The following is a 24,495-nucleotide window of genomic DNA, read 5'->3' on the forward strand; positions in this document are numbered from 1 at the left end:
GGCAGCCGTCGCGCGGGTGGCCCATCCTTCGAGACGGCCTGCGGCCTCCTCAGGATGAGGTTGGAAAATAAAGGAGAATCACCCCAGCGACTTCAGCAGGCCGATGCCGTCGTGGTCCAGGATCTGCTGGGCGTGGCGCCGGGCCATGGTCATGAACATGGCGTCGCCGCGCGGCGTGCGTTCCACGTTCATGGAGGCAAAGACCGCGGTGAACGTGCCTGAGAAGGCATAGAGGCGGTAGTCGCGCCAGCACTGGTCCCAGTCATAGTCGCGCACGCCATGGCGCTTCAGCCCCTCGTGCCAGCGGCGCAGCAGCTCGACCTCGTGCGCGCGGCGCAGCTCGGTCGGCAGGCCGGCGCCCAGGAAATAGGCGACGTCGCTGGCGCCGGGCCCAAGTGCCACCGTCTGCCAGTCCAGGGTCGCCAGCGGCTGCGCCCCGCCCTGGACGTCGAACAGCATGTTGTCCAGGCGGAAGTCGCCATGGGTCACCGTGATGGCCCCGGCGACATGGTCCATGTAGGCGTTCACACCGGCGGCCAGCGCATCGCCGACCACCTGGAACTCCTCCTCCAGCAGGTCGGCATAGCGCGCGCGGAAACCCGCCTGCACGGTGGGGAAGACCTGGCGGATCATCGCTCGTACCTGCTCGTTCGGCTGCAGCCAGGGCAGGCTGCCCAGCGTGGGATCGCCCCAGCGCGGGCCGTGCAGTGCCGCGGCCTGGTCCATCACAACCGCGGCATCGGCGGCGGAACAGCCGGCCAGCTGATCGCCGGGCCTGGCCGGCGCCTGGTCCTCCATCAGCAGGGTGAAGTCGTTCGTGGCGGGGTCGAACTGCGCGAACAGGATCCGCGGCGTGTTGATCGCCACGCTCGCCGCCACGTCGCGATAGAAGGCGACCTCCCGCAAATAGAGCTGCAGCGTGGCGCCGGTCGCCTTGCTTGTCGGGTCGGCGGCCGCGAACTTGCCGACCAGGGTCGCCGGCGCACCATCGGCGGGACCCGCATAGGTCAGGGTGAACCGGATGCTGTCGCCCACCTGGCCATGGCCCACGCCCTTGGCCGCGATGTCCGTCACGCGGCCATCGCCCAGGCGGCCGGCCTGGCGCAGAACGGCGGTCATCCAGTCGGGCGTGACGTCCGATGGCGTCGGCGCGATCGCAGGTCCGGTCATGTTTCCTCCCTTGTCCGGGGGAGGGTAGACGCATGACCGGGGCCTGCGCGTCAAGATGCGACGCGCAGGCCCACGCCTTGCGACCGGGCCGGTTACTCCATGCGGAACAGCTTCAGCGCGGTCTTGCCCAGGATCGCCTGCGCCGATTCCACGTCCACCTTGTCGAACACCGCCTGGATCGCGCTGCTGGTATAGCCGAAGGTGCTTTCCTGGTGCGGGTAGTCGGACGACCACATCGCCGTCTCTGGCCCGATGCGATGAATGATCTCAAGCCCCACGGGATCGGTCATGAAGGTGGCGTAGCAATGATTGCGCCAGTACCAGCTGGGCTGATGCGCCAGCTTGGGCTCCATCGTGATCGAGAAGGCGCTGTAGATCATGTCGGCGTCGTGCAGCATCGACGCGACCCAGGCCAGCCCCGCCTCCACGAAGACCACCTTGAGCCCGGGGAAACGGTCGAATACGCCGCCAAAGGTCAGTGCCCCCCAGATCGGCCGGAAGCCCTGCATCTGGTTCAGCACGAACGAGCCCGTGGCGCCGGGCAGGCCCGTCGGAAGGTTCTCGCCGATATGGAAGCAAAGCGGGATGCCGCTGTCCTGAACCGCCGCCCAGAACGGGTCCATCGTCGGGCTGTTGTAGTAGATCGGCTCGCCGTTCACGTCCTTGCGCGGATTGATCGGCACCATCAGGCAGCGGGCCCCCAGGCGCTTGCATTCCTGCACCGATTCGGCCGCGGCGGCCGGATCCCAGAAATTGGGGATCGCGGTGAAGAACAGGCGGTCGGGCGCCTGGGCGCAGAATTCGGCTACCCAGGAGTTATAGGCGCTGTAGATGTGCTCGCGAAAGTCGATGTCGCCCGCCATGTTGAGGCCGAACAGGCGCTGCGGGAACAGCAGCTCCTTCTCGACGCCCTCGATGTCCAGGTCCTTCAGGCGCTCCGGCACGCTGGTCATGCCGGGCACGCATTCCAGCGACTGGCACAGGATCGGGTTGCGCTCGGGAGGGAACATGGACTGGCCGTTGACTAGCAGTTCCCAGCCGCCGTCCTTGAACGCCATGCGCGGCGCCCGGTCCCGCAGGTGCGCGGGAAAACGGTCGATCCAGAGGTCGCCTTCCAGGATGTGGCTGTCGGCCGAGATGATCCGCGTGCCGGCCGGCCAGGCCTTCGCCCTTTGTGCACTGCGCAGCGGCGGGTGGGCGATGCCCACCATCTGGGGGATCTCGAGAACCGTTCCGTCGGGCATGGCTGTCTCCTCGGCTTCTTGTTCGTTGTCGGTGTGTCGGGTTCAGACTTTCGCGAACATCTCGGTGCGGAAGGGATCGCCCGGCTTCAGCCCGGCATAGGCCGTTGCCAGCCGGGCATCGTTGCCGACCGTCGATTCCTGCGAATCGCCAGGGCGCGCGTCATAGACGACGTCGGGCCCCATGAAGCGCAGCGACATGGTGCGGCGGCGCATCTCCGGCGTGGTGCCGGCCCCGCCATGCAGCGTGCCCAGGTGAAAGACGATGATGTCGCCCGGCGTCACATCCCACGACAGGATGTCGTAGTCCTGGCGCGCCGCCTGGATATCCGGCAGGCGCGGCAGACCGCCATGGCCATAGAGCGGCGCCGTGTCGTCCTTCGCGTCGAAGGCCGAGCCGTCATAGAGCGGGCCGCGATGCGAGCCGCGGACGAATTCCAGGCACTGTGTCCGTGGCAGGGGGTCGAGGCTGACCCAGCAGGCGACCAGTTGCGACCCCGCCATGCGCAGGTAGGAGGTGTCCTGGTGCCAGGGAGTGCGCCGGCTGAAGCCGCCTTCCTTCAGGAACAGCTGCTCTCCCATGTACCACATGGTCGAGGTGCCCCAGAGGCGCGCAACGGTGTCGGCGACGCCGGCCTGGCGCACCAGGTCCAGGTAGCGCGGCCGGCTGGCGGGCGTGCCTGTGTCCTCCAGGAAGGTCGCCTTCTCGCCCGGGTAGAAGCGTCGTGCATTGGGTCCGGGATTGGCCAGGCTCCAGGCGAATGCCTCCTCCACCTGGGCCATTGCCGGGCCATCCAACGCCGCCTGCAGGAAGACGACGCCATCCTGCGCCAGGGCCGTGCGCGCCGCGTCCCAGTCGATGTGCGGGGCCAGCCCCGGCCGGCTTGCGGCGTCCATTCGCGAATCCTTCCTGCACGCATGCGGAAGCCGGTCTGCGCCAGCTTTACGGTGTTATTGAAACATCGTACTAACAAAAATGCAAACCATGGCTCCGCACTGTGGCCCCGGGGGACTGTGCGCGTGCTTGCGCGGTGTGCCAGACTGGACCCGCGGGGACTGACGGTCTGTCAGGCTGCTGCTGGTCAACGCAAGGTCCGGGAAAGCGCAGGGCATGGAGCAGGTCGATCAGGTCGAACGCGCGCAGGCGCTCTCCCAGGCCCATAGCGGCGCCACCGCCCAGGGCAACGAGACGCGGCAGCGCCTGAAGCGCGCGGCCCAGAGGCTGTTCGCGCTGCACGGGGTCGAGCTGGTTTCGGTGCGCGACATCGTGGCGGAAGCGGGGCAACGCAATATCGGCTCGCTCAACTACTATTTCGGGTCGAAGGAAGGCCTGATCCACGAACTGGCGATCGACGCGGTCAAGGGGATCGACGCCGCCCGCAACCGCCGCCTGGACGAGGCAGAGGCGCAGGGCGGGCCCCATAGCGTGCGCGAGGTGATGCACATCCTGGCCGACCTTGCCCTCGACCTGGGGGCCGAGGACGAGGACGATGAAACCTGGATGCGCTTCATCACGATGCTGCTGGTCAACCAGCGCGACCTGTTCCTGAACGCCGTCCCGCGCTCGTTCGACAGCGGCTATTGGCGCGCAGCCGAACACATCTGCCGCCTGTTGCCCGGAATCCCGGAGCCGATCATGCGGCAACGGCTGGAGCTGATGCCGCTCTACATGGCGGCGGCGCTGTCAACGCGCGAGGCGGCCCGCGGCCGGTCGAACGCCTGGGCCAGTTTCTGGCGCCATTCCGCGACCTATGAGAACCTGATCGACACAGCCGTCGGCCTGCTGAGCCAGGACCCGTCGCCCGAGACGCTGGCCCTGCTGGCGGCGGAGGACAGCGGCGGGTGAGGTCGGCTGCTCTTCCCTTCGGGAGACCACCACTGGAATCAGCTTAGGTAAATTCCCCGCTCATTCCCGCGCAGGCGGGAATCCAGAGCCACCAGCGCTGTCCTGTGTGACTCTGGATCCCCGCCTGCGCGGGGATGAGCGGTTTAGAGGTTTGCGCGGACCGAAGAAGGGCCTAGAGCCGCTGGGGCTGGTCCTTGGGCGGGGCATAGGCGGCGCGCATGTCGGCGCGGACGGCGTCGGGTTCCGCCCTGACTCGCGTTGCCATGTCGATGCCGGCCTGGCCCACGATCGCCTCAAGCGCGTCGCCCCGCACGGCGGCCCAGACGGCCTCCGCCGCGTCCTCCACCGGATAGATGGCCTGACCCGACACCTTGATGTCGTCGCGGATGGTGCGGCTGCCCTTTTCGGACGCGGTGTCGAGGATCGGCGTCTCAAGCGACCAGGGCAGGATGCAGCGGACGTGGATGTCGTACTTCTGCCATTCGATGTCCAGCGCCTGGGACAGGGCGCGCACGGCCGCCTTGCTCGCCGAATAGACCGAGTAGTTGGGCGAGCCGTATAGGGCAGCACAGGACGCGATGTTGACCAGGCACGAGCCATAGGTCCGCTGCAGGATCGGCAGGCCGGCCCGCGCCCCGTTCAGCACGCCCTTCAGGTTGACGTCGACGATGCGGTCGATCTCCTCGTCCGTCATCTCGTCCAGGAACGTATAGCTGGTCAGGCCGGCATTGTTGACCAGGACGTCCATGCGGCCATTGGCGGCCTGCACGAATTCGTCCAGCACCTTGCGCCACTGGCCGCGGTCGCGCACGTCAAGCTGCGCCGTCCAGCCATTGCCGGGACCGATGGCGGCCAGGGCATCCGGCAGCTTGTCCTTGGCAATATCGGTCAGGCCGACGAACCAGCCCTTGGCCGCGAACAGTTTGGCGATGGCGAGGCCAATGCCCTGGGCCGCGCCCGTGATCAGGATGGCCGGACGAGGAGGGGCCGCATCAGGCATCGAACTTCCCGCTGCTGGAAAATCTGCAATAGGTGCGGGCGCCGGCCATCGATGGCCGGCCGGCGCCCGCGCCGCCTTCCTAGCCTAGATCTGGCGGGCGAGGTAGGCCGCTTCGTGGATCGCATTGCCATAGGAGCGCGGGCGCCTGGCGTCACCCACGACCTGGACCTGGATCCCCTTGCCATAGAAGGCGTGCGCGATCTCGCCCGTCGCCTGGCGACCGGTCGCCAGGACGATGGTGTCGCAGGCGACCGTCTCGCCCCCGTCCAGGGTGACCGTGCCGCCGTCGACCGCGGCCAGGGTCTTGCCCGTCTCGACCGTGATCTGCGATTCGGCCAGCAGGCGCTGGATATAGGGTGCCCGGCTGCCGATGTAGTTGGCCGGGACATAGGCCGGGTTGTGGTCAAGCAGGCGCACCCGCTTGCCCTGGCGCGCCAGGTTGACGGCGAGTTCCGCCCCTTCGCTCGCACCATAGACGACGACGGCCGGGCCCATGTCGGGTGCGCCGTCGCGGGCCATGGCCTGGTCGATGGTCAGGGCAAAGCCGGACGCTTGCGCTGCCTCCAGCCCGGCGACGGGCGGCAGCTTGGCGCGGGCACCCGTTGCGATCACGACGACGTCCGGCTTCTCCGCCAGGACCAGGTCGGGCGTCGCCTCCACCCCCAGGCGGACGTCGATGCCGGCGCGTTCCATCATCGCCCTGTGGTAGTCGGGCTGGTAGCGCAGCATTTCCATGTTGGGCAGGGCCGGATAGTTGCCGGCCCAGTCCATGACGCCACCCAGCGTCTTGTGCTTCTCGAACAGCACGACCTTGTGCCCGATGGCCTGGGCGGTCAGGGCGTATTCCATCCCGCCGGAGCCGCCGCCGATCACCACCACCTTGCGCGGGTGGGTGGTCGGCACGATGCGGTATTCAAGCTCACGCCCAAAGGTCGGGTTCTGGGCCGAGCCGGCCCAGCCCTTGCCGAAGATGTTGCCCTGGAGCAGCGAGGCCCCCGTGTGCGTCGACTTGCGGATCAGGTCTTCCTGGCCCCACAGCATCTTGTTGGGGAAGTCGGGATCGTCCAGCGACAGGCGGCAGACGCCCGCGAACTCGGCCGCCCCGTCGCCCACCATCGTGCGCAGGTGGTCGGGCGTGATCAGGTTGGCCGAGCCGATCAGCGGCATGTCGATGCCCTTCTCGACCAGCAGCGCCTTCAGCTTCCGGATGTTGTCCAGGTTGACGACCTTGGGCGTATAGAAGCCGGGGCCGATGAATTCGGTGGAGGCCAGGTCGGTCCGCCGGCTCTTGGCGAACAGCATCGAGCCGAACGTGCAGTCCAGCACCGCGATGCCCAGGGCATGCAGGCGCGGGGCATAGTGCTCGGCGAAGTACTCGATGTCGTAGCCGCCCTCCAGGTTCTCGTCACAGCACAGGCGCGGGATGATCGGATAGTCCTTGCCGCAGAGTTCCTGCGTGCGCTGGATGATCTCCTCGCAGAACTTGAAGTGATCGGCGTACTTGTCGGTGCGGCCCTGGTTCGACAGGTGCGACAGCATCACGTGCGGCAGCGAGCCGTGGCAGAAGTGATAGGAGACGAAGTCGAAGCCCGCCTCCTTGGACCGCCGCGCCCCTTGGGCATAGTCCTCGACCAGGCTTTCCAGGATCTCGGTAGAGATGACGCCGGGATGGGCGTTGCCGATGATGTACTTGTCGCTGGGACCCCAGGAGACGGTGCCGGGAATCCAGCCCTTGCCCGGCTCAAGCGGGGTCGTGGACCCCAGGCCGGGGATCAGGCCGCCATAGAAGAGCTGGATGCCGGCCAGGTTGTCGTTGTGCTTGATGACCTCGACCACGTCGCGCAGGCCGATGACGTAGGTGTCGTCATAGAGGCCCAGCATGCGCTCGTTGATCAGGCCGTCATGGCGTACGCAGGTGGCGCCGACGATGGTGGCGCCATAGCCGCCGCGGGCCAGAGTCTCGTACGCCGCCACGATCTTCGGTGTGCAATGGCCCGCCGGATCGGACATGTTCATCGTCGTGGGCACGTGGACGATGCGGTTCTTGAACTCCAGGCCCTTCACGGTCAGCGGCTGAAAGAGTCGCTCCAAGGCGTGTGCCTCCCCTCGATCTCGGCGGGTTCCCCCCACCCGGTTGCGGGGAGTAAGACATTGTTTTAGTTTGCTGTCGAGATGGCTGGGGCAACCGGCCCTGAGGGCGAGGAAACGACAATGGCGTCAGGCGAGGCAGCAGCCGCAGCGGCACTGCACGAGGAACTGTTCGGCGTGCACCTGCTGGCCAACGCCCTGAACCAGGGCGGTGACCGGCCGCTGATCCACATGACGGAGGGGGGCACGCTGTCGGTGCGCGACGTGCGCGACCTGACCAGCCAGTACGCCCAGGCGCTGAAGGCCCTGGGTCTGAAGCCGGGCACCCGCATCGCCATGCTGTCGGCCAACCGGCCGGAAGTGCTGTTCGCCGGCAATGCCGCGTCGCTGGCCGGATGCGTGGTCGTGCCGCTGCACCCGATGGGCGCCATCGAGGACTATGTCTACGTCGTCGAGGATGCGGGGATCGAGGCGCTGATCTTCGATCCCGTGAAGTTCGAGGGCAAGGCGAAGGAACTCCTGACCCGCGTGCCACAGGTCAAGACGGTCCTGTCCTTTGGTCCTGCGGGCGTCGGCCACGACCTGGCCGCCAAGGCCGCGGGTTTTGACGCGGGGCCCCTGGTGGCGCCCAAGGTCAATGGCGACGAGATCGTGCGCCTGTCCTATTCGGGCGGCACGACGGGCAAGCCCAAGGCGATCATGGGCAACCATCGCAACGGCCTGGCGACGCTGACCATCATGCTGTCGGAATGGGAATGGCCCGCCAGCCCCCGCGTGCTGGTCTGTGCGCCGCTCAGCCATTCGGGTGCCGCGCTGTTCCTGCCGACCCTGCTGAAGGGCGGCTCGCTGGTCGTGCAGCCGGGTTTCGACCCGCTCGCCGTGCTGCAGGCGATCGACACTTATCGCATCAACTGCACGCTGCTCGTGCCGACGATGATCTATGCCCTGCTGGATCATCCGCGCTTCGACGAGTTCAACCTGCGCAGCATGGAGACCATCTTCTACGGCGCCTCCCTGATGTCGCCCGCCCGGCTGAAGGAGGCGATCGAGCGCATCGGCCCCGTCTTCTTCCAGTTCTATGGCCAGGCGGAAGCGCCGATGACGGTCACCGTCATGCGCAAGGCCGAGCACGACCCGACCAATCCGAAGCGGCTGGAATCCTGTGGCCGGCCGGTGCCCTTTGTGCATGTCGCCCTGCTGGACAGCGAGAACCGCGAAGTGGCCGACGGCGAGCCGGGGGAGATCTGCGTGCGCGGGCCGCTGGTCATGAGCGGCTACCTGAACAAGCCGGAGCAGACGGCGGAGACCTTTTCCGGGGGCTGGCTGCACACGGGCGACGTGGCGGTGAAGGATCCGGACGGCTTCCTGCGCATCGTCGACCGCAAGAAGGACATGATCATCACCGGCGGCTTCAACGTCTACCCGCGCGAGGTCGAGGACGTGCTGTCATCCCACCCCGCGGTGGCGCAGGCAGCCGTCATCGGCGTGCCGCACGAGAAGTGGGGCGAGACGGTCACCGCCTGCATCGTCCTGCGCCCCGGCCAGAGCGTCGAAGCGGCGGAACTGATCTCGCTCGTCCATGCCAAGAAGGGCTCGGTCCAGGCGCCCAAGACCGTGCATTTCATCGACGCCGTGCCCCAGACGCCGGTGGGCAAGCCCGACAAGAAGGCGCTGCGCGTCCGCTTCGGCGGCACCGCCTCCGCCGCCTCGGCCGGGTCGCCCGTGAAGGCGGCGGAGTAGGCGTGACCGTGGCGACGGATGCTTCGAGACGCCGGCCGGATGGCCGGCTCCTCAGCATGACGCCGTTGGATTGATTGGATAATTCCTGCAGGCGTCATCCTGAGGAGGCCCGCAGGGCCGTCTCGAAGGATGTTGAAGCCGCGATTGGGTAAGGATCATTGATGACAGCGACCACCGGGCAGGTGAAGCCTGCCGTGCCCTATCTGAAGGTGCCGGAGCAGGGGCAGCCCTTTCTGGCCGGGTCGAAGTGCAGCGCCTGTGGCAGCGTCTATGTCGGCGAGCGCAAGGTGTGCGCCAAGTGCCTGGGCCGCGACACGCTGCAGCCGATCCACCTGGGGGACCGGGGCAGGCTCTATTCGTACACGATCGTGCACCGCTCGTTTCCGGGCGTGCCCGTGCCCTTTGTCGCGGCGGTGATCGACCTGGAGGGCGGCGGCACGATCAACGGCACCCTGACCGACGTCACGCCCGACCCGGCGGCGCTGCCCTTCGACATGCCCGTGCGCGTGGTGATCCGCGACACCGGGCAGAAGGACGCGGAAGGCCGCGCCTTCATCGCCCCCTATTTCATTCCGGCCTGAGCGGGAGGACGACCATGAGCGACGACGTCTACATCATCGGCGTGGACATGATCCGGTTCGGCCGTTTCCCCGACCGGACGGTGCCCGACCTGGCGGCTGAGGCGGCCCTGCTGGCGCTGGACGATGCCGGGGTCACCATGGCCGATATCCAGGCGCTCTATTGCGGCAACCTGGGCGAGGCCAATGCCATGGTCGGCCAGCGCCTGCTGCGCGAGATCGGCCTGACCGGCATTCCCGTGGTCAACGTGGCGAATGCCTGTGCGACCGGGGCCACTGCGTTCCGCGACGGCTGGATCGCGATCAAGGCCGGCCTCTATGACATGGTCCTGGCGGTGGGCGTCGAGCAGATGGGCAAGGGGCTGCTGGGCTCTGCCGGGCGCGGCGGCTTCGTCGCCGAAGGAGTCCTCGGCTCCGGCACGACGCCCGCGATGTTCGCCCAGATCGGCATCGAGCATCAGCGACAGTACGGGACGACCTTCGAGCAGTTCGCCAAGGTGTCGGTGAAGAACCACCACCATTCGACCCTCAACCCCAAGGCGATGTACCGCAAGGAGACGCCGCTGGAGGAGGTGATGGGCTCGGAGATGATCTCCTATCCCAATACCAAGCTGATGTGCTCGGTGAACGTCGACGGCTCGGCCGCGGCGGTCCTGGCGTCGGAGCGGACGGTGAAGCGCCTGGGCCTCATGGACCGGGCGGTCAAGGTCCGGGCTTCCCAGATGACGAGCAATCCGTTCGTGGAGCGTGGCTTTGCCTCCACCGATTTCAACGCGGTCACGCAGAACTGCGCGAAGCAGGCCTATGAGGCGGCAGGCGTCGGGCCCGACGACATCAACCTGATCGAACTGCACGACTGCTTCGCAACGGCCGAGATCGTGCACTACGAGAACCTGGGCCTGTGTGCGCCTGGCGAAGCGGGGCGCATGATCGACGACGGCGAGACGGCGCTGGGCGGGCGGATCCCGGTCAACGTCTCCGGCGGCCTGCTCTCCAAGGGCCACCCGCTGGGCGCCACGGGCATCGCCAACATCTACGAGGTGGCGACCCACCTGCGCGGTGCCGCCGGCGCCCGCCAGGTCGAAGGGGCACGGCTGGGCATGACGCATGTGGTAGGCGGGGCACCGGGCGTGGGGAGCGCCTGCGTGATCCATATCCTGGAGAAGGCCTGAGGCTGAGAGGCGCGGGCGGAGGCGTCGGCGCCTGGATCCTTCGAGACGGGCCTTTCAGGCCCTCCTCAGGATGACGGTGAGGTTGGGAAGTAAAACAACGGCGTCATGCTGAGGAGCGGGTCAAAGACCCGCGTCTCGAAGCATCCGGTGCTGCCGGTCCAACAAAACCAAAACAAAAAGCGGGAGGAACGCATGTCCTACTTCCTGACGGACGACCAGAAGCAGATCCAGGACACGGCGCGACGCTTCGCCCAGAAGGACGTGGAGCCGCTGGCCCAGCAGATCGACCGGGAGGAGCGCACCCCGCGCAGCCTGGTCGACAAGGCGGCGGAGTTGGGCTTCTTCGGCCTGACCATCCCGGAGGAGTATGGCGGCACGGACCAGGGCATCACCACCGCCTGCGTCGTGCTGGAGGAGATCGCCAAGGCCAGCCCCGCCTTCGCCGGCCTGCTGTCGGTCGAGATGATCCTGTGCCCTGGGGTCGTCAACCTGCTGGGCAATGCCGAGCAGAAGCAGCGCATCCTGCCGAAGTCGGCGACCGGCGAGCGCCTGATGGCATTCTCCCAGACCGAGCCGGCGGGGGCCGGCAACACCGCCGTGCACCAGACGAAGCTGGTCGCGCACGGCAATGGCTATCGCCTCAACGGGGCAAAGCTGTTCTGCACGCAAGGCGAGGGCGAAACCTACCTGGTCATGGCGCGGACCAGCCGCGACGGGCAGGAAGGCTATGGCGTCGTCATCGTGGAGAAGGAGCAGCCGGGCTTCTCGGTCGACAGTTATGAGGACAAGCTGGGCTGGCGCGGCACCAATACAGGTCCCATCAGCTTCACCGACATCGACGTGGCGCCGGAGAACGTGCTGGGCGACCTGCTGACCGGCAATGCCGACTTCGCGCCGGTGAACCAGGTCAGCTTCATGGGCCATGCGGCGACGTCGCTGGGCTGTGCGGAAGGCCTGTTCGACAAGACGCTGGCCTATATCAAGCAGCGCCAGCTGTACGGCGCGCCGATGCACAACCTCTCACCCATCTCGTTCAAGATGGCGGACTGCTTCAACAAGATCGAGGCATGCCGCAGCCTGCTCTACAACGCGACGCGCATGGCGGACGAGAAGACGATGACCCTGCCCATGGGCTCCATGTGCAAGGCCTATGTCTGCGAGACGGCGTTCGAGGTGTGCAACACGCTGCTGCAGTTCTGGGGCGGCAGCGGGATGATGGATTCGACCGGCGTGAACCGCTATTTCCGCGACGCCCGCACCAAGCTGATCGCGGAAGGGGCGACCGAGATGCACACGTCAGGCGTTGCCCACCTGGTCCTGGGCCTGAGCCAGCCGATGTACGAAGGCCGCCGGACGTCGCTCGGCGGGTGAGGCGCGCGCGGAGGTCGAGTCGGGTCGGTTCCGCCAAACCAACCTACGTCCCCCGGTTTATCCGGGGGACCCATGGTGCAACCGTCGGGCTATCGTCACGGTCGGTTCATGGGTGCCCCGGATAAACCGGGGCACGTAGGTATGGAAAAGTGGAGATCGCCCGAGTAATGGGAAACGACTGCTACCGTACCTTGACGAGTTCGGCCAGCCGGAACGGGTCGCCCGGCTTCATATGGCCCTCGCGGTCCAGTTCGCGGCCGCGAGTCTGGATGTCGCCGACGAGCGAGGAGCCGATCGCCGTCGGACGCGGCTGGTAGCGCACATTGGGGCCGTGGAAGCGCAGCGACAGGGTGCGGCGCTGCCGCCCCGGATGGGTGGGGGCGCCCCCATGCAGGCTGGACGGGTGGAAGACCAGCACGTCGCCCGGCTCCGACGCCCAGCCGATGATGTCCCACTTCTCCCGCTCGCTCTCGACGTCCGGGATCGGCGGCATGGCGCTGCCCTCGTACAGCGGCGCGGTGTCGTCCTCTGGTGCGAAGCGGACGGCGGTGTAGAGCGGCCCCTTGTGCGAGCCGCGCACGACCTCAAGCGCGTCGGCGCGGGCGACGGGGTCGAAGGTGATCCAGAAGCCGGCCAGTTCGTCGCCCTGGAAATTGCCGTAGGAGGTATCCTGGTGCCAGGCGGTGCGGCGGCTCTCACCCTCCTTCCAGAAGACCTGTTCGCCCAGGAACCAGACGTCGTCGACACCCCACAGGGCGGCTGCGATGTCGGCCAGGCCGGTTTCGTGGATCAGGTCGACATAGCGCTGCAGCGCCGCCGGATTGCCGTTGTCCTGATGGAATCGGGCGCCGGAGCCCGGATACATGTCGCGCCCCACCTTGGTCGGATTGTCGCAACTCCAGTGGAAGGCGGCTTCGAGCTTCGCCAGGGCGTCGGGCTTCAGAAGGCCGCGCATCATCACGGCGCCATCGCGGGCATAGGCTTCCGCCTCGGCCGCGTAGCGGAGCCTCGGACTGTCGTCGATCCGGTCCATGCGTGTCCTCCCTCGGGCGGGCTCTGTGGCCCTTCGCGGGTCCCAGGATAACGCCGTTCAGCGCGCCATGAAAACAATGTTCTAGAGGATCTGCAGCCTTTCCAGGGCGCGCGGGGGCCGCCACACTCCGCCCCCGCAACGGGGGAGGGACGCATGTCGGCACACTTGTTCGATCTGACGGGGCGCGTGGCGCTGGTGACGGGGGCGGGCTCCGGAATCGGCCGGGCCGCGACCGCGACGCTTGCCGGCCTGGGCGCCATCGTGGTCGCGACCGACCGCAATCTGGCGTCAGTCGAGGAAACGGTCGCCAGCCTGGACCAGGGGTCGGCGCTGGCCGTGCAGCAGGACGTGACGGAGGAGGCGGGCTGGCCCGGCGTGCTGGAGACGGTGCGCAGCCGCTATGGCCGCCTGGACATCCTGCTCAACAATGCCGGGATCATGCTGGCCAAGCCGTTCCTGGAGACGCCGCTGGAGGCCCTGCGCCGGCAATACGCGATCAATGTCGAGGGGCCCTTCATGGGCATGCAGGCGGCGATCCCCCTGATGACCGAGACGGCGGCAGCGCACGGCACAGGCCCGTCGATCATCAACGTCTCCTCGATCTATGGCCAGATCGTGGGCGACCGATACTCGGCCTATTCGGCGTCCAAGGGGGCGATCAAGATGCTGTCCAAGGCGGTCGCCGCCGAACTGGCGCCGGCCGGCATCCGGGTCAACTCGATCCATCCGGGCCCCACCGCCACCAACCTGGGCGCCGAGCACGAGGCGCCGAAGGATGCGACCGGCCGCGTGTTGAGCCCTGAGGAGATCGTCGGCGACTGGCTGCGCCGCATTCCCATGGGCCGCTTCGGGGCTGCCGACGACATCGCCGCGGTGATCGCCTTCCTGGCCTGCGACGCCTCGCGCTATGTCACCGGCGCCGAGATCGTGGTCGACGGCGGCTATTCGGCGATTTGAAGGCAGCGCGCGTTGCCAGGCCGGCGCCCCCTTTCCCCGAGGGCTTGTCTCCCTACCGGAAGTCGGGCGGAGCGACGAAGCCGCCGAGGAGCTGTTCGATCATGCCGGCGACGGCGATGGTCGTGCGGTCCTCAAGATAGGGGCCGATGATCTGGACGCCGACGGGCAGGCCGGCGCGGGTCAGGCCGACGGGGGCGACGCTGGCGGGCAGGTAGGCGGCGACGGCTGGCCCCGCCCAGATCAGGGCGTCCAGGTATTCCCGCTGCACCCCGTTGACGTCCAGCCGGCGGGCGTGGAAGTCGCTCTGCTGGTCGTGGGGGAAGGCGGGGCGGGGGATGACCGGGGCCAGGACGACGTCGACGCCCTCGAAGAATCGGGCCCATTTGGCGCGCAGGCCTTCCCGCCGCTCGTGCATGGTCAACCAGTCGGCGTGGCTGATCGTGGCACCGCGCGCCTGGAGCGCGCGGTGGCTCATGTCGGTCGCGGGCAGGCGCTGCTTCAACTCGATCCACTTCTGGCGCACCGGCTCGGGGAAGCGGGCGGCGACCGTCGCGTGCAGCAGGGTCAGATAGATCTCGGTCGATTCGGCCAGGGTGAAGTCGGGACGCGCGGCGTGGTCAACCGTGGCCCCTGCCTTTTCCAGCTCGGCCGCGGCACGTTCGATCAGGGCAACCGATTCGCTGTCGATCTCGCAATGCGGATCGTCCAGCCAGACGGCGACGCGCAGGCCCTTGGGCGTCGTCGCGCGCGGGGCGGGGAGATTGAGGCTCAGCCCCTTGGCGGCTGCTGCTTCCGGCCCCGCTGTCGCGGCCAGCAGGAGGTCCAGATCGCCGGCGCTGCGGGCGAGCGGACCCAGTACCGACAGGTCGGCCTGGGAATGGGTGCCGGGCGGCGGCGGGATGTGGCCGTGCTTGGGCACGATGCCGAAGGTCGCCTTGTGCCCGAACACGCCGCACAGATGCGCAGGCGTGCGGATCGAGCCGCCAATGTCGCTGCCATATTCGAACGCGGTCAGGCCCGCCGCGACCGAGGCGGCCGAGCCGCCGGACGAGCCGCCGGGGCCGCAACGCACGTCCCAGGGATTGTTGGTGGTGCCATAGACCGGGTTATAGGTCTGGAAATCGGCCGACAGGAACGGGACGTTCGTCTTGCCAAAGACGATGGCGCCCGCCGCCTTCAGCCGCGCGACGGCCACCGCATCCGCCTGCGGGACGTGGGCCGCATAGTCGGGCGAGCCACCGGTCGAGACGACGCCCGCGACCTCGTACGCATCCTTGATCGTGATGGGCAGGCCGTGCAGGGGGCCATGGCTGCGGCCGCGTGCCAGGTCGGCGTCGGCAGCGTCCGCCGAGGCGCGGGCGCGGTCGAGGTCGAGGGCCACGACGGCGTTCAGGGCCGGATTGTGCCGTTCCACGCGGGCCGCGAAATGGTCCAGCAGTTCGCGCGCGCTGACCTTGCGCGCGGCGACAAGGGCCGCCAGCGCACTGGCGCTTGAAAAGTGCAGGTCGGCATCGGCCATGGCGTTTCCCCTATTTTCCGTTCGCACCCGGATGTCGTTGGCGCGCAGTGTCGGCCGAACATGTGGGCGCTGCCAACCCCTGGCGGTCCGGACCCTGCCATCTCTCGGCGGGGGGACGACTGGTGCTTTCGCACTGCAGCGTGGCTCTGCTATCCTTCGCGTTCCGTACCGGCCCCACGAGGTGTGTTTTGAGTGACCCGCGCATCATGATCGACGATGCGCGCGGACCGGTCCTGGGCGGCGGACAGCCAGCGGGGCACGCGGGCGCCCAGCCTGGGCGCACCATCCCGCTTTATGCCGCGATCGACCTGGGCACCAACAATTGCCGCCTGCTGGTGGCGCGCGAGGGGGGTGTCGGCTCCCTGCGCGTGGTCGACGCCTTTTCCCGCATCGTCCGCCTGGGCGAGGGCCTGGCCGCCAGCGGCCAGCTGAGCCAGGCCGCGATGGACCGCACGGTCGACGCGCTGGCGGTCATCGTCTGCCGGCTGGCGCGACGGGGCGTCACCCACCTGCGTGCGGTCGCGACGGAGGCCTGCCGCCGGGCCGGAAACGGACCGCAATTCCTGGAGCGCGTGCAGCGGGAGGCCGGCCTGCTGCTGGACGTGATCCCGCCGGCCGAGGAGGCGCGGCTGGCGGTGATGGGCTGCGCCGGACTGATCGATCCGTCCGCGCGGGAAGCGATGATCTTCGACATTGGCGGCGGCTCGACCGAGCTGACCTGGCTGTCGGTGCGCGGCTCGCAGATCGGGGTGATCGCCTGGACCTCCGTGCCGCTGGGCGTCGTCACCCTGGCCGAGCGCCATGGCGGGGCCGACCTGGGGCCTGCGGGATTTGCCCGCATGGTGGAGGAAGTGCGTGCCGCCCTGGCGCCGTTCGAGGCCGAGAACCGCCTGGCGCAGCGCGTGGCGCGCGGCCATTTCCAGATGCTGGGCTCGTCCGGCACCGTGACGACGCTGGCGGGGGTCCACCTGGGTCTGCGCCGCTATGACCGCACGCGGGTCGACGGTACATGGATCGGGGGCGAGGACCTGCGCCGCGTGTCGCATCGCCTGGCCCACATGACCTTTGCCGAACGCTCGGCCGAGCCCTGCGTGGGGCTGGACCGGGCCGACCTGGTGGTGGCCGGCTGCGCCATCCTGGAGGCGATGCTGGACCTGTGGCCGGCGCCGCGCCTGCGCGTGGCCGATCGGGGCTTGCGCGAAGGCGTGATCCTGGGCCTGATCCAGGGGCAGCATCGCCAGGCATCGCTGCAGGCGGCGGCCCAGGCCCAGCGGGCGGCCCAGGCCATGACGGCGGCGACCCCCATCGGCGCCGCGCGCTGAACGCATCGAGGCAGGACGGAACGTGGCAGGCAGTGGGACGGGCAAGCCTGGCGGACGCGCCGGCGCAAAGGGTGCTGCGGGCGCGCGGGCCGGCGGGGGCACCCCCACGGGCGTAGGCCAGGCACGCACCCTGAAGGAACGCGTGAAGACGGCGCGCAAGCGCACCCTGTCGTCGACCCTGTGGCTGCAGCGCCAGCTGAACGACCCCTATGTCCACGCGGCCAAGGCGCAAGGCTATCGCAGCCGGGCCGCCTTCAAGCTGGTGGAGCTGGACGAGAAGTTCGAGCTGCTGCGCCCCGGCGCCGTGGTCCTGGACCTGGGGGCCGCACCTGGCGGCTGGACCCAGGTCGCGGTGGCCAAGGTCGGGCCCAAGGGGCGCGTGCTGGGCGTCGACATCAACCCGATGGACGCCGTGCCCGGTGCCGACGTCATGCAGCTGGACTTCCTGGCCGAGGATGCGCCCGAAAAGGTCCGCGCGGCCCTGGGTGGCGCTTCGCCCGACATCGTGCTGTCCGACATGGCGGCGCCGGCGACCGGGCACAAGCAGACCGACCACCTGCGCATCATCGCGCTGTGCGAGGTGGCCGTCCTGTTCGCCGTGGAAGTGCTGGCGCCCGGCGGCGCATTCGTCGCCAAGGTGCTGCAGGGCGGCACCCAGGCCGAGCTGCTGGCCCTGCTGAAGCAGAACTTCGCCGAAGTGAAGCACGCCAAGCCCAAGGCCAGTCGCGCCGATTCGGCGGAGATGTATGTGGTGGCCAAGGGCCTGCGCCGCACGCACGGCTGAACCCCGCTCTACGCGTGCGGCGGCGCTACCATTCGTAACACACCGCTTCTATAGTGCCGCGCCACTTGAACGGCCCGACCGGAGTCGGGGATTGCAGTGGCTTTCGCCGCAGCGCCCGCACCGCAGGACCCTTCGCTTTCCAGGAGGCACCGTGCTGCGGATCAGAGAAGCTCTCACCTTCGACGATGTCCTGCTGGAACCGGCTGCGTCCAGCGTCCTGCCGGCGCAGGTCAGCACCCGGACCCGGGTGACCAAGACGATCGAGCTGGGCATACCCCTGATTTCGGCAGCCATGGATACGGTCACCGAATCGTCCATGGCGATCGCGATGGCACAGGCCGGGGGCCTGGGCATCATCCATCGCAACATGACGCCGCAGGCCCAGGCCGAGCATGTGCGCCAGGTGAAGAAGTTCGAATCGGGCATGGTGGTCAACCCGGTCACGATCGGCCCTGACCAGACGCTGGCCCAGGCCCATGCGCTGATGCGCGAACATGGGATTTCCGGCATTCCGGTCGTTGCACCGGGCGGCAAGCTGGTCGGCATCCTGACCAATCGCGACGTGCGTTTCGCCACCAACCCGGACCAGCCCGTGTCCGAGCTGATGACGCACGAGAACCTGGTGACGGTGAAGGAGAGCATCGACCGCGACGATGCCAAGCGCCTGCTGCATCGTCACCGGATCGAGAAGCTGCTTGTGGTCGACGACAGCTATCGCCTGGTCGGCCTGGTCACGGTCAAGGACATCGAGAAGTCGCAGGCCCATCCCAATGCCTCCAAGGACGGCCATGGCCGCCTGCGCGTGGGTGGCGCCACGACGGTGGGCGAGGATGGCCTGCAGCGGGCCGAGGCGCTGATCGAGGCGGGCTGCGACCTGGTCGTGGTCGACACCGCGCACGGTCATTCCGCCCGCGTGCTGGAAACCGTCAACCGCATCAAGAAGCTGTCCAATCATGCCCAGGTGGTGGCCGGCAACGTCGCCACGGCCGACGGGACCAAGGCCCTGATCGATGCCGGCGCGGACGCCATCAAGATCGGCATCGGTCCCGGCTCGATCTGCACCACGCGCGTGGTGGCGGGCGTCGGCGTGCCGCAGCTGACCGCGATCCTGGACGCCGTCTCCGCGGCGCGGGACAGCGATACGCCGGTGATTGCCGATGGCGGCATCAAGCTGTCGGGCGACTTTGCCAAGGCGATTGCGGCGGGGGCGGACTGCGCCATGGTCGGCTCTCTCTTCGCCGGCACGGACGAGGCCCCGGGCGAGGTGTTCCTGTACCAGGGCCGTTCGTACAAGGCCTATCGCGGCATGGGCTCTGTCGGCGCCATGGCGCGCGGCTCGGCGGATCGCTACTTCCAGGAGGAGGTGAAGGATTCGCTGAAGCTGGTGCCCGAGGGGATCGAGGGCCAGGTGCCGTACAAGGGCTCGGTCCACGCCGTGATCCACCAGCTGGTCGGCGGCCTGCGCGCCGCCATGGGCTATACCGGCAACGCGACCATCGCCGACATGCAGCGCAAGGCGCAGTTCATCCGCATCACCGGGGCGGGCTTGCGCGAATCCCACGTCCACGACGTCGACATCACGCGCGAGTCGCCCAACTACCCCCAGCCGCGTTGAGGCCGTCGTGAGGCCCGCCGCCCGCGTGGCCGCCGCCGCCGAGTGCCTGGCCGAAATCGCGGCAAGCCTGGCGGCGGGCGAGCGCGCCGCCGACCGCGTCCTCGATTCCTATGTCCGCTCGCGGCGCTATATCGGCGGCGGCGACCGCCGCGAGATCTCGCGCATCGTCTGGACCGCGGTGCGGCACCGGGCGTCGCTGGACTATGCCCTGGGGCCAGAGCCACGGCTGCACGCGCTGGGCGTTCTGGTGCGCCATGACGGCCTGGACGTCGCCAGCGCCGCCGCCCTGTGCGACGGCAGCCCCCATGCCCTGGCCCCGCTCGACGCCGACGACCTGGCGCGGCTGGCGGGAATGGACCAGGCGCTGGCCCAGGCGTCAGAGGCGGTCCGGCTGGATCTGCCCGAGTGGGCCCTGCCGGGCCTGCGGCGCCGCTTCGGTGCCGACCTGGCCTCAGCCGTCGCCGCCTTCGACGGGCGGGCGGAGCTCGACCTTCGCGTGAATACGCTGAAGACCGATCGTGCGGGTGCCGCTGCGGCCCTGGCGGCGGAGGGCATCGACACCGCGCCATCCCCCTTGTCACCCGTGGGCCTGCGCGTCACGGCGCGCGGCAACGTCCTGGCGTCCAGGGCCTATCGCGACGGCCTGGTCGAGGTCCAGGACGAGGGGTCGCAACTGGCGGCGCTGCTGGTCGGCGCCCGTCCGGGCGAGGCCGTGCTGGATTTCTGCGCCGGGGGCGGGGGCAAGACCCTGGCCCTGGCGGCGCAGATGAAGGGCCGGGGCAGGCTGGTCGCGCATGACATTGCGTCGCGTCGCCTGTCGCGCCTGGCGCCGCGCCTGGAGCGGGCAGGCGCCACGGCGGAGCTGGAACTGGCGGGGGTGGAAACGTTCGACCGCGTGCTGCTCGACGTGCCCTGTACGCTGTCGGGTACCTGGCGGCGCAGTCCGGATGCGCGCTGGCGCTGGACGGACGACAGTCTGGCGGCGCTGCATGCGGCGCAGGGCGACCTGCTCGACCAGGGCGCGGGCCGCGTCCGCCCCGGGGGGCGGCTGGTCTATGTCACCTGCTCGCTGATGCCGGAGGAGGACGAGGACCAGGTCGAGGCGTTTCTTGCCCGCAGCCCCGGCTGGCGCGCCGTGCCTGCCCCGGACCTGTGGCGCGACGCCCTGGGCAGCGACCTCCCGGCGGGCGCGGCGGTCGGTCCCGGGCTGTTGCTGCAGCCACTGGTCCATGGCACGGACGGGTTCTTCGTGGCGGCGCTGGAGCGGGGACGGGAGGCGTGATGCGTTGCGCTGGACAGATCACCGGGCACTCGTATTCTGGACCATCCATGGCACAGACATCCGCGATGCACCGCACCGACCCCGCCCGCGCCCGGACGGCTTTCGCGCGCAGGGGGCTCGCGGTCCTGCTCGCGGCGATACTGGCGGGCCCGGCGCTGGGGCCACCTGCGCTGGCGATGGGCGGAGGAGCCGCGCCGCCCACGGCCGAACCCGCGGCCCCGCCCCGCCCGCCCGGCTATGACGCCGGCCTGGCCGCGGTGCAGGCGCAGGACTGGCAGGGCGCACTGGGCCATTTCACGCAGGCGCGCGCGGCCGACCCGGCGAATGCGGATGTCGAGAACTATCTGGGCTTCGTCAACCGCAAGCTCGGCCAATATGACGCCGCATTCACCCACTATTACCGGGCGCTGGAGTTGAAGCCGGAACACCTCGGCGCCAACGAGTATCTGGGCGAGACATTCATCGCCGTGGGCGACCTCGCCAAGGCCGAGATGCAGCTGGCCCGGCTCCAGGCGCTGTGCGGTACGGCCTGCGCCGAGTACGAGGAACTGAAGGCCCGCCTGGCGGAAGCCAAGGCCAGGCAGGGGGCGACCCCGGCCCTCACGCCTGCCGGCTGAACGACGCCGTGGACGGACCAGCCTTCACCCGAACAACAGTCCCCTTCGCAGGGTCGCAAGCCCTGTGCGTCCTGGAGTGCCGTTGATGACAAGGATTTCGTCCGCCCTGTTCGGCCTTGGCCTGCTGGCCTTCGCGACGGCAGCACTTCCGGCCGGGACTGCCCTGGCCGCCGATCCGCCCGCCCTTGCCGCGCGCTCGCAGGCCCTGGTGACGGAGGGGCAGAAGGCGCTGGACGCGCAGAAACTGGACGATGCCATGAAGGCGTTCGAGCGCGCCGTCGTCGCCCAGCCCGACAATGCCCAGGGCTATTCCTGGCTGGGCCTTGTGCACGAGCGCAAGGGGGAGAAGGAGGCGGCGTCCAAGTACTATCGCATCGCGCTGGAGATCGACCCGGACGAGCGCAACGCGCTGCAGCTCCAGGGCCAGGCCCTGCTCGACGCGGGCGAGCTTGAGAAGGCGCAGGCCAATCTGGACCGGCTGGCACGGGTCTGCCAGACCTGCGAGCAGCAGCAGGCCCTGGCGACCGCTGTCGCGCGCTACAAGGCCAACCCCCCGGCCAAGCCGGCCGCGTCGGCGGCGGCCGTGCCCGCCGATTCCGGCGGCTGAACAGGGCGGGCGTGCCCGGCCGCCTTGGCCGGGATCCAGGGATTCAATCGGCACCAGGGGAATACGGGAATTGTCACAGCAGGCGGCGCGGGACGGCGTCCTCATCGTCGATTTCGGGTCGCAGTTCACGCAGCTGATCGCCCGCCGGGTTCGCGAAAGCGGCGTCTATTGCGAGATCGTCCCCTTTGACAGGACGGGGGACGCGGATGGGCGGCTCAACGCCAGGGCCATCATCCTCTCGGGCGGCCCGGCCTCGGTCACGGAGAGCGAGGCACCGCGCGTGCCCGCCGGGATCTGGGACCGCGGCGTGCCGGTGCTCGGCATCTGCTATGGCGAGCAGGCCATGTGCGATGCCCTGGGCGGTGCCGTGGAGCCGGGCCATACCGGCGGCGAGTTCGGCCGCGCCCATGTCGAGGTGATTGGCCAGTCCCGCCTGTTCGAGGGCGTCTGGTCGCTGGGCCAGTCGGCCGAGGTGTGGATGAGCCATGGCGACCGCGTCACCGCGATCCCGCCCGGCTTCCGGCCGATCGCGATCAGCCAGGGCGCCCCCTTCGCCGCCATCGCGGACGAGGCCCGCGACTTCTACGGCGTGCAGTTCCACCTGGAGGTGGCGCACACGCCGCAGGGGGCAGCGCTGCTCCGCAACTTCACCCACCGGATCGCGGGCTTTGCCGGCGACTGGACCATGGCCAGTTTCAAGGACGAGGCGATCCGCGCCATCCGCGCCCAGGTGGGCGACGCGCGGGTGATCTGCGGCCTGTCGGGCGGTGTCGATTCCTCGGTCGCCGCGGTGCTGATCCACGAGGCGATCGGTGACCAGCTGACCTGCGTCTTCGTCGATACCGGCCTGCTGCGCCAGGATGAGGCGGATGAGGTGGTGCGCCTGTTCCGCGGCCACTACAACATCCCGCTCGTCCACCGCGATGCCGCCGACCTGTTCCTGGGCCGGCTGGAGGGGATCACCGACCCAGAGCAGAAGCGCAAGGTGATCGGCGCCACCTTCATCGACGTCTTCGACGAGGAAGCCTCGAAGTTCACCGACGCCCGCTTCCTGGCGCAAGGAACCCTCTATCCCGACGTCGTCGAGTCGGTGTCGGCCCGGGGCGGGCCCAGCGCCACGATCAAGTCGCACCACAATGTGGGCGGCCTGCCCGAGCGCATGAAGCTGAAGCTGGTCGAGCCCTTGCGCGAGCTCTTCAAGGACGAGGTGCGCGCCCTGGGGCGGGAGCTCGGCCTGCCCTCGACGCTGGTCGACCGCCACCCGTTCCCGGGGCCGGGCCTGGCCATCCGCATGCCGGGCACGATCACGAAGCCGCGCCTGGACGTGCTGCGCAAGGCGGACGCCATCCTGATCGAGGAGATCCGCGCCGCCGGCCTCTATCACGAGATCTGGCAGCTCTTCGCGGTCCTGCTGCCCGTGCGCACGGTCGGCGTGATGGGCGACTTCCGCACCTATGACGAGGTTCTGGCACTGCGCGCCGTGACCTCGACCGACGGCATGACCGCCGACGTCTATCCCATGCCCCACACCCTGCTGGGCCGCATCGCGACCCGCATCGTGAACGAGGTCAAGGGCATCAACCGCGTCGTCTACGACATCACCTCAAAGCCCCCCGGCACGATCGAGTGGGAATAGCGGCCCCGGCCGGGCGCGTGATTACCTGACGGGTCGTCGCCACGGGGGCTGAGGCCGCGCCATGCTCGCTGGCGACGAATGGCCGGTGAGGATGTCATGGCGGTGACCTATGTGATCGGGTTCCAGGTGCGCGATGGGCAGCGGGCGCGGTTCCTGGAACTGCTCAATGGCGTGCTGGACGCCATGCGGGGCGAGGCGACGTTCCTCAACGCCACGTTGCATGTCGATCCGGCCGATCCCGACCACTACCTGCTGCACGAGACCTGGACGGATCATGACGATGTCGTGGGCGTGCAGCTGGGCCGAACCTATCGCGCCGCGTGGCATGCGGCGCTGCCGGACCTGCTGGTGGGCGAGCGTGCGGTGTCGATCTGGACGCCGCTGCGCACCGACCAGCGCTGACCGGCGCGTTCAGGCGGCCCAGCCGACCTCCTCAAGATGGTCGGTCAGGGAATCGCGGCCGGGCGTCAGGCCGTTGAGCTGGAGCAGGGCGCCCGCATTGCCGCGGTGATAGGTGCCGTGCAGGCAGACATGAAGCAGGATCTGCCCCCGCGTCATGCGGGCCGGCTTGCCGCTGGTGAAGACGAAATCGACCGCCTGCGTCGCCTGGTCTGGCGTGAGGGCGCTGGCATAGGCGGCATACCACGCGCCGCCTGCGTCCAGGCCGGCGGACAGGTCCTCCAGCGACGGCAGCGTTTCCGAACGCGCGGCGCTGAAGCCGTGCGGGCGGCCCAGCAGGTGGTGCTGGAAGATCACGTCGACGGCGTGGATGTGGTCCAGAAGGCGCAGCATGAGCCCCAGGCTGTCGCCACCCCGGGGGACGATGTCGCGGGCGATGGCCGCGCACAGGCTGCGATCGGCCCAACGCTTCACGTCGATCATCTGGGCATAAGGCTGCATGGGATTCTCCTGCGGCG

At 68.9% G+C, this 24,495-nt stretch carries 22 protein-coding genes; 14 read left to right on the plus strand and 8 right to left on the minus strand.

Going from position 1 to position 24,495, the window contains the following annotated elements:
• Positions 1 to 78: 78 nt before the first annotated feature.
• The 3 genes from ACI6GS_RS12180 to ACI6GS_RS12190 form a co-directional block, all read right to left on the minus strand.
• On the minus strand, positions 79 to 1,170 hold the full coding sequence (locus ACI6GS_RS12180) for a phosphotransferase family protein (protein WP_439813719.1): 1,092 nt from the start codon (positions 1,168 to 1,170) through the stop codon (positions 79 to 81).
• Between the two features lie 92 nt (positions 1,171 to 1,262).
• Complete coding sequence (locus ACI6GS_RS12185; RefSeq protein ID WP_439813720.1) at positions 1,263 to 2,414, minus strand: amidohydrolase family protein; 1,152 nt, start codon at positions 2,412 to 2,414, stop codon at positions 1,263 to 1,265.
• 42 nt (positions 2,415 to 2,456) lie between these two features.
• A complete protein-coding gene (locus tag ACI6GS_RS12190; protein ID WP_439813721.1) occupies positions 2,457 to 3,308 on the minus strand; it encodes a phytanoyl-CoA dioxygenase family protein in 852 nt (283 codons plus the stop codon).
• Between the two features lie 214 nt (positions 3,309 to 3,522).
• Here ACI6GS_RS12190 and ACI6GS_RS12195 point away from each other — a divergent pair, with 214 nt between their 5' ends.
• The gene (locus ACI6GS_RS12195) at positions 3,523 to 4,257 is read left to right on the plus strand and encodes a TetR/AcrR family transcriptional regulator (RefSeq protein WP_439813722.1); all 735 of its coding nucleotides are present in this window, start codon (positions 3,523 to 3,525) and stop codon (positions 4,255 to 4,257) included.
• A gap of 172 nt (positions 4,258 to 4,429) precedes the next feature.
• Here ACI6GS_RS12195 and ACI6GS_RS12200 read toward each other — a convergent pair whose 3' ends face one another.
• Complete coding sequence (locus ACI6GS_RS12200) at positions 4,430 to 5,257, minus strand: SDR family oxidoreductase (RefSeq protein WP_439813723.1); 828 nt, start codon at positions 5,255 to 5,257, stop codon at positions 4,430 to 4,432.
• Between the two features lie 84 nt (positions 5,258 to 5,341).
• The gene (locus ACI6GS_RS12205) at positions 5,342 to 7,348 is read right to left on the minus strand and encodes an FAD-dependent oxidoreductase (RefSeq protein ID WP_439813724.1); all 2,007 of its coding nucleotides are present in this window, start codon (positions 7,346 to 7,348) and stop codon (positions 5,342 to 5,344) included.
• A 120-nt stretch (positions 7,349 to 7,468) separates the two neighbouring features.
• Here ACI6GS_RS12205 and ACI6GS_RS12210 point away from each other — a divergent pair, with 120 nt between their 5' ends.
• From ACI6GS_RS12210 to ACI6GS_RS12225, 4 genes are all read left to right on the plus strand, one after another.
• A complete protein-coding gene (locus ACI6GS_RS12210; protein WP_439813725.1) occupies positions 7,469 to 9,085 on the plus strand; it encodes an AMP-binding protein in 1,617 nt (538 codons plus the stop codon).
• 161 nt (positions 9,086 to 9,246) lie between these two features.
• Positions 9,247 to 9,666: a Zn-ribbon domain-containing OB-fold protein gene (locus ACI6GS_RS12215; protein WP_439813726.1), complete on the plus strand. Its 420-nt coding sequence runs from the start codon at positions 9,247 to 9,249 to the stop codon at positions 9,664 to 9,666.
• Positions 9,667 to 9,680: 14 nt separating this feature from the next.
• The gene (locus ACI6GS_RS12220) at positions 9,681 to 10,835 is read left to right on the plus strand and encodes a thiolase C-terminal domain-containing protein (RefSeq protein ID WP_439813727.1); all 1,155 of its coding nucleotides are present in this window, start codon (positions 9,681 to 9,683) and stop codon (positions 10,833 to 10,835) included.
• 192 nt (positions 10,836 to 11,027) lie between these two features.
• A complete protein-coding gene (locus ACI6GS_RS12225; protein WP_439813728.1) occupies positions 11,028 to 12,206 on the plus strand; it encodes an acyl-CoA dehydrogenase family protein in 1,179 nt (392 codons plus the stop codon).
• A 181-nt stretch (positions 12,207 to 12,387) separates the two neighbouring features.
• On the opposite strand, the gene ACI6GS_RS12230 is transcribed toward ACI6GS_RS12225, so the two are convergent.
• Complete coding sequence (locus ACI6GS_RS12230) at positions 12,388 to 13,239, minus strand: phytanoyl-CoA dioxygenase family protein (protein WP_439813729.1); 852 nt, start codon at positions 13,237 to 13,239, stop codon at positions 12,388 to 12,390.
• Positions 13,240 to 13,392: 153 nt separating this feature from the next.
• Here ACI6GS_RS12230 and ACI6GS_RS12235 point away from each other — a divergent pair, with 153 nt between their 5' ends.
• Entirely contained in the window at positions 13,393 to 14,196 is an 804-nt protein-coding gene (locus ACI6GS_RS12235; protein WP_439813730.1) for an SDR family NAD(P)-dependent oxidoreductase, read from the plus strand.
• A gap of 52 nt (positions 14,197 to 14,248) precedes the next feature.
• On the opposite strand, the gene ACI6GS_RS12240 is transcribed toward ACI6GS_RS12235, so the two are convergent.
• Positions 14,249 to 15,715 (minus strand): amidase, encoded by a 1,467-nt coding sequence (locus ACI6GS_RS12240; RefSeq protein ID WP_439813731.1) that lies wholly within the window; start codon positions 15,713 to 15,715, stop codon positions 14,249 to 14,251.
• Positions 15,716 to 15,903: 188 nt separating this feature from the next.
• Here ACI6GS_RS12240 and ACI6GS_RS12245 point away from each other — a divergent pair, with 188 nt between their 5' ends.
• The 8 genes from ACI6GS_RS12245 (at position 15,904) to ACI6GS_RS12280 (ending at position 23,980) form a co-directional block, all read left to right on the plus strand.
• Positions 15,904 to 17,037: a Ppx/GppA phosphatase family protein gene (locus tag ACI6GS_RS12245; RefSeq protein ID WP_439813732.1), complete on the plus strand. Its 1,134-nt coding sequence runs from the start codon at positions 15,904 to 15,906 to the stop codon at positions 17,035 to 17,037.
• A 22-nt stretch (positions 17,038 to 17,059) separates the two neighbouring features.
• Complete coding sequence (locus ACI6GS_RS12250; protein WP_439813733.1) at positions 17,060 to 17,821, plus strand: RlmE family RNA methyltransferase; 762 nt, start codon at positions 17,060 to 17,062, stop codon at positions 17,819 to 17,821.
• A gap of 154 nt (positions 17,822 to 17,975) precedes the next feature.
• The gene (gene guaB, locus ACI6GS_RS12255) at positions 17,976 to 19,436 is read left to right on the plus strand and encodes an IMP dehydrogenase (protein WP_439817958.1); all 1,461 of its coding nucleotides are present in this window, start codon (positions 17,976 to 17,978) and stop codon (positions 19,434 to 19,436) included.
• A 7-nt stretch (positions 19,437 to 19,443) separates the two neighbouring features.
• A complete protein-coding gene (locus ACI6GS_RS12260) occupies positions 19,444 to 20,718 on the plus strand; it encodes an RsmB/NOP family class I SAM-dependent RNA methyltransferase (RefSeq protein ID WP_439813734.1) in 1,275 nt (424 codons plus the stop codon).
• 47 nt (positions 20,719 to 20,765) lie between these two features.
• Positions 20,766 to 21,335 carry a tetratricopeptide repeat protein gene (locus ACI6GS_RS12265; RefSeq protein WP_439813735.1) on the plus strand — a complete coding sequence of 190 codons (570 nt, stop codon included), beginning with the start codon at positions 20,766 to 20,768 and terminating at the stop codon, positions 21,333 to 21,335.
• 85 nt (positions 21,336 to 21,420) lie between these two features.
• Positions 21,421 to 21,942, plus strand: a complete 522-nt coding sequence (locus ACI6GS_RS12270; protein ID WP_439813736.1) for a tetratricopeptide repeat protein — start codon at positions 21,421 to 21,423, stop codon at positions 21,940 to 21,942.
• 61 nt (positions 21,943 to 22,003) lie between these two features.
• A complete protein-coding gene (guaA, locus tag ACI6GS_RS12275) occupies positions 22,004 to 23,578 on the plus strand; it encodes a glutamine-hydrolyzing GMP synthase (RefSeq protein ID WP_439817959.1) in 1,575 nt (524 codons plus the stop codon).
• Positions 23,579 to 23,674: 96 nt separating this feature from the next.
• The gene (locus ACI6GS_RS12280; protein ID WP_439813737.1) at positions 23,675 to 23,980 is read left to right on the plus strand and encodes a putative quinol monooxygenase; all 306 of its coding nucleotides are present in this window, start codon (positions 23,675 to 23,677) and stop codon (positions 23,978 to 23,980) included.
• A gap of 9 nt (positions 23,981 to 23,989) precedes the next feature.
• On the opposite strand, the gene ACI6GS_RS12285 is transcribed toward ACI6GS_RS12280, so the two are convergent.
• On the minus strand, positions 23,990 to 24,478 hold the full coding sequence (locus ACI6GS_RS12285; protein ID WP_439813738.1) for a DinB family protein: 489 nt from the start codon (positions 24,476 to 24,478) through the stop codon (positions 23,990 to 23,992).
• Positions 24,479 to 24,495: the final 17 nt, after the last annotated feature.

Source organism: Zavarzinia sp. CC-PAN008 (assembly GCF_051903925.1).
Classification (GTDB): Bacteria; Pseudomonadota; Alphaproteobacteria; order Zavarziniales; family Zavarziniaceae.

Excerpts from the sequence above, each read along its gene's own strand:
- ACI6GS_RS12200 (WP_439813723.1), bottom strand. The coding sequence starts at position 5,257 with ATGCCTGATGCGGCCCCTCCTCGTCCGGCCATCCTGATCACGGGCGCG.
- ACI6GS_RS12230 (WP_439813729.1), bottom strand. The coding sequence starts at position 13,239 with ATGGACCGGATCGACGACAGTCCGAGGCTCCGCTACGCGGCCGAGGCG.
- ACI6GS_RS12235 (WP_439813730.1), top strand. The coding sequence starts at position 13,393 with ATGTCGGCACACTTGTTCGATCTGACGGGGCGCGTGGCGCTGGTGACG.
- ACI6GS_RS12195 (WP_439813722.1), top strand. The coding sequence starts at position 3,523 with ATGGAGCAGGTCGATCAGGTCGAACGCGCGCAGGCGCTCTCCCAGGCC.
- ACI6GS_RS12270 (WP_439813736.1), top strand. The coding sequence starts at position 21,421 with ATGACAAGGATTTCGTCCGCCCTGTTCGGCCTTGGCCTGCTGGCCTTC.
- ACI6GS_RS12190 (WP_439813721.1), bottom strand. The coding sequence starts at position 3,308 with ATGGACGCCGCAAGCCGGCCGGGGCTGGCCCCGCACATCGACTGGGAC.
- ACI6GS_RS12210 (WP_439813725.1), top strand. The coding sequence starts at position 7,469 with ATGGCGTCAGGCGAGGCAGCAGCCGCAGCGGCACTGCACGAGGAACTG.
- ACI6GS_RS12225 (WP_439813728.1), top strand. The coding sequence starts at position 11,028 with ATGTCCTACTTCCTGACGGACGACCAGAAGCAGATCCAGGACACGGCG.
- ACI6GS_RS12215 (WP_439813726.1), top strand. The coding sequence starts at position 9,247 with ATGACAGCGACCACCGGGCAGGTGAAGCCTGCCGTGCCCTATCTGAAG.
- ACI6GS_RS12280 (WP_439813737.1), top strand. The coding sequence starts at position 23,675 with ATGGCGGTGACCTATGTGATCGGGTTCCAGGTGCGCGATGGGCAGCGG.
- ACI6GS_RS12185 (WP_439813720.1), bottom strand. The coding sequence starts at position 2,414 with ATGCCCGACGGAACGGTTCTCGAGATCCCCCAGATGGTGGGCATCGCC.
- ACI6GS_RS12285 (WP_439813738.1), bottom strand. The coding sequence starts at position 24,478 with ATGCAGCCTTATGCCCAGATGATCGACGTGAAGCGTTGGGCCGATCGC.
- ACI6GS_RS12265 (WP_439813735.1), top strand. The coding sequence starts at position 20,766 with ATGGCACAGACATCCGCGATGCACCGCACCGACCCCGCCCGCGCCCGG.
- ACI6GS_RS12180 (WP_439813719.1), bottom strand. The coding sequence starts at position 1,170 with ATGACCGGACCTGCGATCGCGCCGACGCCATCGGACGTCACGCCCGAC.
- ACI6GS_RS12240 (WP_439813731.1), bottom strand. The coding sequence starts at position 15,715 with ATGGCCGATGCCGACCTGCACTTTTCAAGCGCCAGTGCGCTGGCGGCC.
- ACI6GS_RS12220 (WP_439813727.1), top strand. The coding sequence starts at position 9,681 with ATGAGCGACGACGTCTACATCATCGGCGTGGACATGATCCGGTTCGGC.